Source organism: Salinivirga sp. (assembly GCF_035268865.1).
In the GTDB taxonomy this organism is placed as follows: Bacteria; Bacteroidota; Bacteroidia; order Bacteroidales; family Salinivirgaceae; genus Salinivirga.
Genome location: NZ_DATFKB010000088.1, coordinates 1 through 8,496, shown reverse-complemented (window position 1 = coordinate 8,496; position 8,496 = coordinate 1). Strand labels below are relative to the sequence as shown.

The window sequence follows — 8,496 nt, the reverse complement described above, 5'->3', positions numbered from 1 at the left end:
GCCAGCTTACCGAAGGATAAACGAAGCTTATTTGTGAATAATAGAACACAGATAAAACTGATTGATTTGTCTTTATCAATATTTCAAACCAGACATGAAAACTTAGTGACGCTGAACAATAGCTTTAGCGGTATCCGTCTTAATCAGTTTATCTATGATATTGCATCAAAAACTTTGCATGAGCTAGTGAGAAATAAATTACACCTCATAACTGATTTTAAAAGCGTAATCCGTGTCCTGTGTTTACCGCAGCTGCAATGTTAGCACTAAAAAGACAAGCATTTTCTTAAGCGCTATGCTTAACACAAGTACGCTCCAGTCAGGAACTTCCTGATTTTAGCGTAAATAACTTCATCTATACAGATAAATGATTATTTTTGCACCCTGAAAGAAGGCAGATAACCTGCATAAAAATACGCAGGACAAATCCCACCATATTTACAGCAAAAAAAGAAGAAAACGCATGAGTTTGAAAGGAGAAATTGACAGACGCAGGACTTTTGGAATTGTAAGCCATCCGGATGCAGGAAAAACAACATTGACAGAAAAATTATTGCTTTTTGGTGGAGCCATCAGGGTTGCCGGAGCAGTAAAATCCAATAAAATTAAAAAAGGAGCCACCTCCGATTTTATGGAAATCGAGCGCCAACGTGGAATTTCTGTGGCCACCTCAGTAATGGGCTTCGAATACAAAGACACTAAAATAAACATCCTCGATACGCCGGGTCACCAGGATTTTGCAGAGGATACTTATCGTACCCTTACAGCGGTTGATTCTGTTATAGTAGTAATAGATGCTGCAAAAGGTGTAGAGGTGCAAACACGCAGACTCATGCGTGTATGCCGCATGCGCAAGACACCCGTAATTGTATTTATCAACAAACTCGACCGTGAAGGTAAAGACCCATTTGAGTTGCTTGACGAAATTGAAAACGAGCTCGACATTAAAGTACGCCCGCTGAGCTGGCCGGTTGGTATGGGCAAAAGACTACGGGGTATTTATAACATGTATGACGGGAAACTCAATATTTTTACCGGAGAAGACAAACAGGTAGCAGAAGAACCCTTACAAATAAGTGCCGACAGCGACGAAATTATCGATTACATTGGAGAGGACTACACACAGCAGCTTCGTGACGATATTGAGTTGGTCAATGGCGTTTATCCACCATTCGAAAATCAAACATACCTGAATGCAGAAGTGTCTCCTGTTTTCTTCGGAAGTGCGTTGTACAATTTTGGCGTAAAAGAACTCCTGGAGTGTTTTATCGATATTGCTCCAACACCGCGGCCATCTGAAGCCGAAGAGCGACATGTGGAGGCCTATGAAAATAAATTTACGGGTTTCGTGTTTAAAATTCACGCGAACATGGATCCTAAACACCGCGACAGGCTTGCTTTTATAAAAATTTGTAGTGGTGTATTTCAGCGCAACACCAATTACCTTCATGTGCGCAATGGTAAAAAAATAAAATTCAGCAGCCCGACAGCCTTCATGGCCTCCAAAAAATCAGTAATAGACGAGGCATACCCGGGTGATATTATTGGGTTACACGATACGGGAAATTTTAAAATCGGCGATACCCTTACCGAAAATGAACCACTTCATTTTAAAGGATTGCCAAGTTTCTCGCCCGAAATGTTCAAATACATTGAAAACGACGACCCCATGAAATCGAAACAACTGGCCAAAGGGGTGGACCAACTGATGGACGAGGGTGTAGCACAGCTATTTACTGTGAAAATGAATGGTCGAAAAATTATCGGAACAGTGGGGGCATTGCAGTTCGAAGTAATTGAATACAGGCTCTTACATGAATACGGGGCAAAATGCCGCTGGGAGCCGGTCGGGTTTCACAAGGCAGTATGGTTCGAAAGCGAAAATCATGAGCAAATAGAAGATTTTAAAAAACGCAAATACAAACAAGTAGCAGAAGATAAGCATGGAAATGACGTTTATCTGGCCGAGTCGGCTTTTGATTTAGACCGCGCAAAAGAGAAATTCCCAGACATTAATTTCCATTTGACCAATGAATTTTAATCATTGATCAAAACAATGCTTTGTTCTTATACACTTTTGTTTTTGCTCCGTACAATAACGAAACGACTCAATATTTCAATCAAGCATCCGTTTATATTATTAATTAATTGAATTGAATGTTCTCTGATACAATATACGAGATAAGGCAAAAGCTGAAAAATCCATTGGCAGACCTCCCCTTAATTGACCAGAAAAAGGCTTTGGGGCTCATTACTCATGCCAATTACGCACGATTAAAATACCTCCTCTATTTCTTGTCGTTCTTTTCGCTGATTTTGTTGGTGAGTGACATCGTATACTTTGAAAAATGGCACGCAAAAAATCTCATAGAAATCTTTATAATTGCTGATATATCGCTATTAATGATCAGTATTGCCGGGCTTTTAATGATTCACCGTAAAAGAATGCCGGGTATAGACTTTCAGCAACAAATGATCACCGTATTTTTACTTTATGGCGCCATATGGATAGGGGTAATCTCAGGTATGGACTACAAACAGAGCTACCTAACACTTGTAGCTGGAATTTTTATCATCAGCAGCTCATTTATATTGTCAGAAATATTTCACGCAATTATGCTTGCGGCCATTTATACTGTTTTTACAGTGCTGCACTACCCACACAATTCCGAATATCACGATGCCTTTACCGAATTTTTCATAATTCCCGCATGTATGGTATTGGCCTGGGTTTTTGGTAAAATATTGTATAAACACAAGGTAGAAAGTATTCAAAAAGAAAAAATGCTGCGTGAATATGCCGAAAACCTTCAGGAAACAGTAACCCAAAGAACCGCTGAGCTCAAAACAAAAAACGACAACCTCATACGAGAAATCAACAGCAAAGAGACAATACAAAGCCAGCTTATTGCCTCTGAAGAACTTTTTAAAAAACTATTATACCAATCGGCCGATGCCATTGCTATTTTTGATACACATGGAAAAATATTGCAGTGGAATATTAAAATTGAAGAGTATACTGGCATTCACCGCAGAGATGCCATAGATAAAGTATACTGGGAGCTATTAAAAACACCCATAAAAAATACTGACGAAGCCTCAATATTAGAGGAAAAAGTGAAAAATTACATTGACCAAATCAGGAATAATAACACCACCACTTCAAAAATTAACCTCAGGCACAGCTTTATAAACAATTCAAACCGTTCAAGGTATATTGAAACAAAAATTTTCCCGATTTACCTGCATAAGCAAACCCTTGTAGCAAGTATAGGCAGGGACATTACACAGCAATACGAACACGAAACACACCTGAGGAAAGCACAACAAAAAGCAGAACGGGCCAATGTTGCAAAAAGTGATTTTCTTGCCAATATCAGCCACGATTTAAGATCGCCATTGAATTCCATTGCCGGATTCAGTCAAATTTTGAAACTCAAACCCAATATTCCGGAAGAGAAAAAACAACAGTACCTGAGTATAATTTATGACAATGGCCAATACCTGCTCCAACTCATACATGCACTCATTGATCTCACACAACTGCAAAGCGGTAACATCAAAACCGAAGAACAGGCATTCTACATCGACGAATTCATGAAAGAAGTAGAATCGCTTGTGGTAAGTGAAAAAACATTACGATCACCAAATGTTAAAATCACCAGGAACTGCAATGCAGATCATCTGCTGATTAAAACAGACAGAACCAAACTACTCCAAATATTTACCAACCTTTTAAGCAATGCCATAAAATTTACCTCAGAGGGCGAAATACAATTTGGATGTAAAATTGAAGGCCAAAAGCTACATGGATATGTCGAAGATACTGGAACTGGAATAAACGACCTTGATTTGCAAAAAATATTTAACCGTTTTTTCAGTGCCCATGCGACACAAGAAAAAAATGAACAGGGTAAAGGACTTGGTCTTGCTATAGTGAAAGGATATATCGATTTGCTCGGAGGAACCATTAATGTTAAAAGCGAAAGAGGTAAAGGCACGCGATTTGATCTGACAATACCAGTTACAATTACTGAAAAAGAGCAATCAGAAACAATACAACCTGCACCCACACCGGGAAAAAACGTGTTAATTATAGACAGCGATGCCGAATCTGCAGAATTTGTTGGTGAGCTACTCGATCAGTATCAATTGAATATAAAACGGGCCACAAAATTTGAAGAAGCATTGCCAGTGCTGAATGAACAACCATGCGACCTGCTGCTTATAAATATTTTCAGAGAAAATACATTACTCAAAACACAAATAGAGCAGGTGCGAAAACAATTACCAAATTTACCTGTAATTGGTTATACAGCGCTGCCGCAAAGCAAAATAACAGAAGACTTATCAACCATGGTGGATGTGATACTTTTTAAGCCCATAAATGCAAAACTGCTCCTGCAAAAGGCTGCAAAACTATTAAATGGACGAACGCACACATAAAGAAGGGAAACACGTACGCAACAGCATTTTTGTATCAATGCTGATTAGCTTTACAGTGGCGCTACTTTTTATCGTACAACAATTTTTTGATTCTGAATTTTGTCCGGGAATATTACCCGGCGAGTGGTCACACTTTTACGGTATATTTCTGTACCCTTTTTTCCACAGCGATACTGCTCACCTGTTATCTAACCTGCCTCCACTCTTTTTTCTGGCGGCGGGAACTTTTTACTACATGCCCCGAAGATTATTTATTGCAGTGCTGACAATTTGGCTGATAAGTGCCCTGGTAATTTGGTCATTCGGCCGTTCTGGCTGTCACCTTGGAGCATCCGGCGTTATATATGGATTAGCGTTTATGCTGGCTACGCTCGGTTTTTTGAAAAAACAACGCACGCTCGGTGCATTTGCCCTTATCATTGTATTTATGTATGGCAGTATGGTGTGGGGCGTTTTACCACAGGACGGCAATGTGTCGTGGGAAGGGCATGCAGGAGGTGCGCTGGCCGGAATAATGCTGGCCATCTTGTGGCGAAAAAAAGCAATCTATACCGATGAACCGAAGGAAGATGAAGACGACCATGACCCTGAACATCCCGACATGCACTCCACGCATAAAATATCTGAAGCTGAAATCAATTACCATTATAAACCCAACAACCACTAACAAGGAGACCCTCAGTTTATAAAAATATATCCAGATATCTAAATATTTTATTCTTTGGAATAGGGTTTGTAAACGATTTGCCTGGAAGTGTGTTCAACCAATAACAGATCTTGTAAAATTTTATAAAATACGAAATATGGGAAAGAAACAAACAGCCAGTGTAAACTGGAAAGGCGACATGGCTTTTGAGACAGAAGTTAGCAATCATAAATTCATGATAGATGCCGACGAGAAGGTTGGTGGAAAAGACAAAGGGCCTCGCCCAAAACCCCTTATGCTGGCAGCATTGGTAGGCTGCACAGGAATGGATGTAATATCAATTCTTAAAAAAATGCGCGTTGAAGTCGATGACTTTAATGTAGAGGTAGAAGGCGAACAAAACGAAGAACATCCGGTGCAATACATTAAAATGCACATCGTGTATGAATTTAAAGGCAAAAACCTGCCCAAAGACAAAATCGAAAAAGCTGTAAATCTCAGCCAGGAACGCTATTGCGGCGTAAGTGACTTTTACCGCAAAGTGATTCCTATTACGCACGAAATAAAAATTACCGAATCATAATCCGTTTTTTTATTTAGACATACACCAAAACCGTTGCATGAGAATGCGGCGGTTTTTTTATTCCTTGTCTCCTGTGGTAGCTTCCCCAAAAACTTAGTAAAATCAGCCCTTTCCTATGCCTAAACCCGATAAATTCTTTTCCTGCTTATTACTAAGCAAATAAAAAATATGTATGAGTTAAAAAGCAATTTATAGGTGCTTTAGATTTGTTTCCGAATGTATTTATTTACGTAAAAGCCCGTAATCGCAACCACCAAACCCAAAACATCAAACATAAAATCTACGGGGTTCATGGTGCGATGTGGAATCCAGTATTGGTGGCCTTCCTCTGCCATGGCAAAAACAATAAGCAGCAAAAACACCTTCCAATTGGGCCTATAGGCCAATGCTGCTAAAACCCCAATTGCCAGATAGGCTATAAAATGCAATACATAATCGAGCCGGAACGCAAAGTTATCGGCCTGAACCGTACGGTTAAGCGTGCTGTTGGGGATACTTGAAATTACTATAAAACTGATAATTAGCAACCAGAATATTATACGGAGGGTTTTCTGCGACATTCGTATATAGTTTTTACGAATATACTATTTTTTGATTTTTAAAAAGAACATGCAGGCAAGTAACGGTAGCGCAGAAATAATTTTTTCCATAAAGTGAAACCAGTGCTGGAATTATTGAGAGAATTGTCTGACTGCGGTTTTTGGTCTTTGCATGTTTTATTTCAGTGTGTATTATTTAGCCTTTGGGGTTAAATTCTTTTCACTCATTATAGCCAGGTTCTTACTTTGCGTATTTGTTGCAGGCGATGCGTCCCGGTTATCGAGGATTACATAAAAAGCATTTCTCGCCACGAGCGCGGCGAAAATATCAAGCTACGAGCGCCACGGGTCTTTGCGTTGCGCACGTTGCGTCTTCGTTGCGGTCGTTGTGTGGGAAAAATCAATATAGGAACCCAAACAACCATAAGGGTATTTTATTACCAAACCCAATTTCAATATCATCAACTACAAGATAAGAAGCGGGTATTCCTTGTATTTGAAAAGTAGTTTTGTTCTTTCCTCCTATTTCAAATGTATAGTTTGAATCAACAATAAAGTCCCCTTTATCAGGATAGTTCACCCTGTGAACACTTCGAAGCTGATTGTAGAAAAATGTTTCACGCTCCGTGCCAACATTAGGCTTATCAAAAAACAGACAATTCAATAAATTGGTATTGTTAAGATAAATTTTTGAAGGTTTTTGCATTTTTTTTATCCCTTTTACTTCTTTATCTAAGGTACTTAACAATTCAGCCTTTTCGAGCGCATCCAAATAATTCAATAAGGTACGCTGATCGGCAATAAACAATTCTGACCGCAAATTGGAGAGATTTGGAGTAAAAGGTACAGACTCAGAAAGAACGGCAAGCAGTTTTTTTAACTTCACATGATTTTCGCGTGAAAAAGAAGCAACAGTTGGTAAATCCTGCTCCAGAATCACATTAATTGTATCTCTTAATCGATGGCAAAACTGGCCGGGAGCCTCTTCGAAATAAGGATAATATCCGTGTTTGAGATAATCAACGAATAATGGAATAATTTTTATCTCATTGGTGATTTCCTTTGCAATTTCAGAATGCTTATCTAATAATTGTGGCAATGCAAAAACAGGCCACTCTCTTTTATTCGTCCAGTTTGCATATTCCCGAAACGATAATCCGGGGAGATCATAACTGCATTTTCGTCGACTTAAGTCGCCATGCCCTTTAAATAGCTGTAATACAGAAGAACCCGAATAAACAATCTGAAGATCAGGATAGCGGTCATACATGACCTTAATTTCGGCAGACCAATCGTGTGAAGGAAATTTAGAGGGATATTTATGTACTTCATCTAAAAACAAATACAACCCGCCATATTTCGTAAAATAATCGGCTACATCAAGAATTGTGTGGTTATAAAAAAAAGGATCATCAAGCGATGCATATAAAACCTTCGTCATGTCTTTATGGCTTAATTGAAGGGCTTTTTGCAGCATCAAGGTTGTTTTACCAACCCCTCTGGCTCCTCTAATTTCTATTAACCTGCAGCTCCAGTCGATGCTGGTATACATACTTCGGAAAAAGTCCGTTTTTGTTCGATTGATGCGTTGCTGACTATATTCAAAAAGTGATTCCATATATAAAATTGTAATGCCCTACACAAATATATGTTAATATTTGTAATTCATTACAAAATATTTTAATATTTTTTGTGTTTAATTACAATATATACGTGGCTATTTGGTTTTATAATGCGCTTTTATTTTTCTAGTTCCCGCCAGGAACGCAAGAGGCTTTTACGCTGCGATCTTTGCGAGCGTTGTGTTTTATCACCTCACCTTGTCCCTCTTCCGCTGGTAATCGGACACGGCCTCAAGGAGAGGGAGTGCTCCGTTATCACCTCATCCTGGCCTTCTTCCGCTGGCAATCGGACACGGCCTCGAGGAGAAGGGACGCTTCGATCAGATTGTATTACAGAAGATTAACCTGATTACAAGCAATTTCGTTCGGTTTGGTGCTCATGGTCGTAGCGTATAAATTTTGTGCAAGCTGCGCGGTGGGGGTTCTTCAGCCAGCTGGCGGATCGCGATTACGTTGCTGATTAGGTTTTAACCCCGCAGCAGCAGCTTCGCCTGGAGCGAAACCATAGCCTCCCCCGCGCGGTTTTCATCTTTGATCTGATGTTCCTGAATGTCGCGGTGTGAGTTCCTGAATAATCCGAAATAGCGTTTTTCATTTTATGCCCGTTTGCAGAAAACCTCACGCTGCGACTTGTTGCCAAGAGTTTCTCGCCACGAACGC

7 protein-coding genes are annotated in these 8,496 nt (G+C 39.6%); 5 read left to right on the top strand and 2 right to left on the bottom strand.

The annotated features are described in order from the left end of the window. The 5 genes from VJ937_RS05600 to VJ937_RS05580 all read left to right on the top strand — a co-directional run. Positions 1-264, top strand: a 264-nt coding sequence (locus VJ937_RS05600; RefSeq protein ID WP_324065905.1) for a hypothetical protein, incomplete at its 5' end; no start/stop codon positions are given. 199 nt (positions 265-463) lie between these two features. After that, the gene (locus tag VJ937_RS05595) at positions 464-2,041 is read left to right on the top strand and encodes a peptide chain release factor 3 (protein ID WP_324065904.1); all 1,578 of its coding nucleotides are present in this window, start codon (positions 464-466) and stop codon (positions 2,039-2,041) included. A 116-nt stretch (positions 2,042-2,157) separates the two neighbouring features. Then, the gene (locus VJ937_RS05590) at positions 2,158-4,446 is read left to right on the top strand and encodes a hybrid sensor histidine kinase/response regulator (RefSeq protein WP_324065903.1); all 2,289 of its coding nucleotides are present in this window, start codon (positions 2,158-2,160) and stop codon (positions 4,444-4,446) included. Further along, positions 4,427-5,113, top strand: a complete 687-nt coding sequence (locus VJ937_RS05585) for a rhomboid family intramembrane serine protease (protein WP_324065902.1) — start codon at positions 4,427-4,429, stop codon at positions 5,111-5,113. The genes VJ937_RS05590 and VJ937_RS05585 overlap by 20 nt, the downstream gene beginning before the upstream one ends. Positions 5,114-5,249: 136 nt before the next feature. Then, on the top strand, positions 5,250-5,675 hold the full coding sequence (locus tag VJ937_RS05580) for an OsmC family protein (protein ID WP_057953227.1): 426 nt from the start codon (positions 5,250-5,252) through the stop codon (positions 5,673-5,675). Positions 5,676-5,875: 200 nt separating this feature from the next. Here VJ937_RS05580 and VJ937_RS05575 read toward each other — a convergent pair whose 3' ends face one another. Together VJ937_RS05575 and VJ937_RS05570 are read right to left on the bottom strand one after the other, a co-directional pair. Next, positions 5,876-6,235: a VanZ family protein gene (locus VJ937_RS05575; RefSeq protein WP_324065901.1), complete on the bottom strand. Its 360-nt coding sequence runs from the start codon at positions 6,233-6,235 to the stop codon at positions 5,876-5,878. Positions 6,236-6,614: 379 nt separating this feature from the next. Continuing rightward, on the bottom strand, positions 6,615-7,832 hold the full coding sequence (locus VJ937_RS05570; RefSeq protein ID WP_324065900.1) for an ATP-binding protein: 1,218 nt from the start codon (positions 7,830-7,832) through the stop codon (positions 6,615-6,617). Between the last annotated feature and the right edge of the window lie 664 nt (positions 7,833-8,496).

Excerpts from the sequence above, each read along its gene's own strand:
- VJ937_RS05590 (WP_324065903.1), top strand. The coding sequence starts at position 2,158 with ATGTTCTCTGATACAATATACGAGATAAGGCAAAAGCTGAAAAATCCA.
- VJ937_RS05570 (WP_324065900.1), bottom strand. The coding sequence starts at position 7,832 with ATGGAATCACTTTTTGAATATAGTCAGCAACGCATCAATCGAACAAAA.
- VJ937_RS05585 (WP_324065902.1), top strand. The coding sequence starts at position 4,427 with ATGGACGAACGCACACATAAAGAAGGGAAACACGTACGCAACAGCATT.
- VJ937_RS05580 (WP_057953227.1), top strand. The coding sequence starts at position 5,250 with ATGGGAAAGAAACAAACAGCCAGTGTAAACTGGAAAGGCGACATGGCT.
- VJ937_RS05575 (WP_324065901.1), bottom strand. The coding sequence starts at position 6,235 with ATGTCGCAGAAAACCCTCCGTATAATATTCTGGTTGCTAATTATCAGT.
- VJ937_RS05595 (WP_324065904.1), top strand. The coding sequence starts at position 464 with ATGAGTTTGAAAGGAGAAATTGACAGACGCAGGACTTTTGGAATTGTA.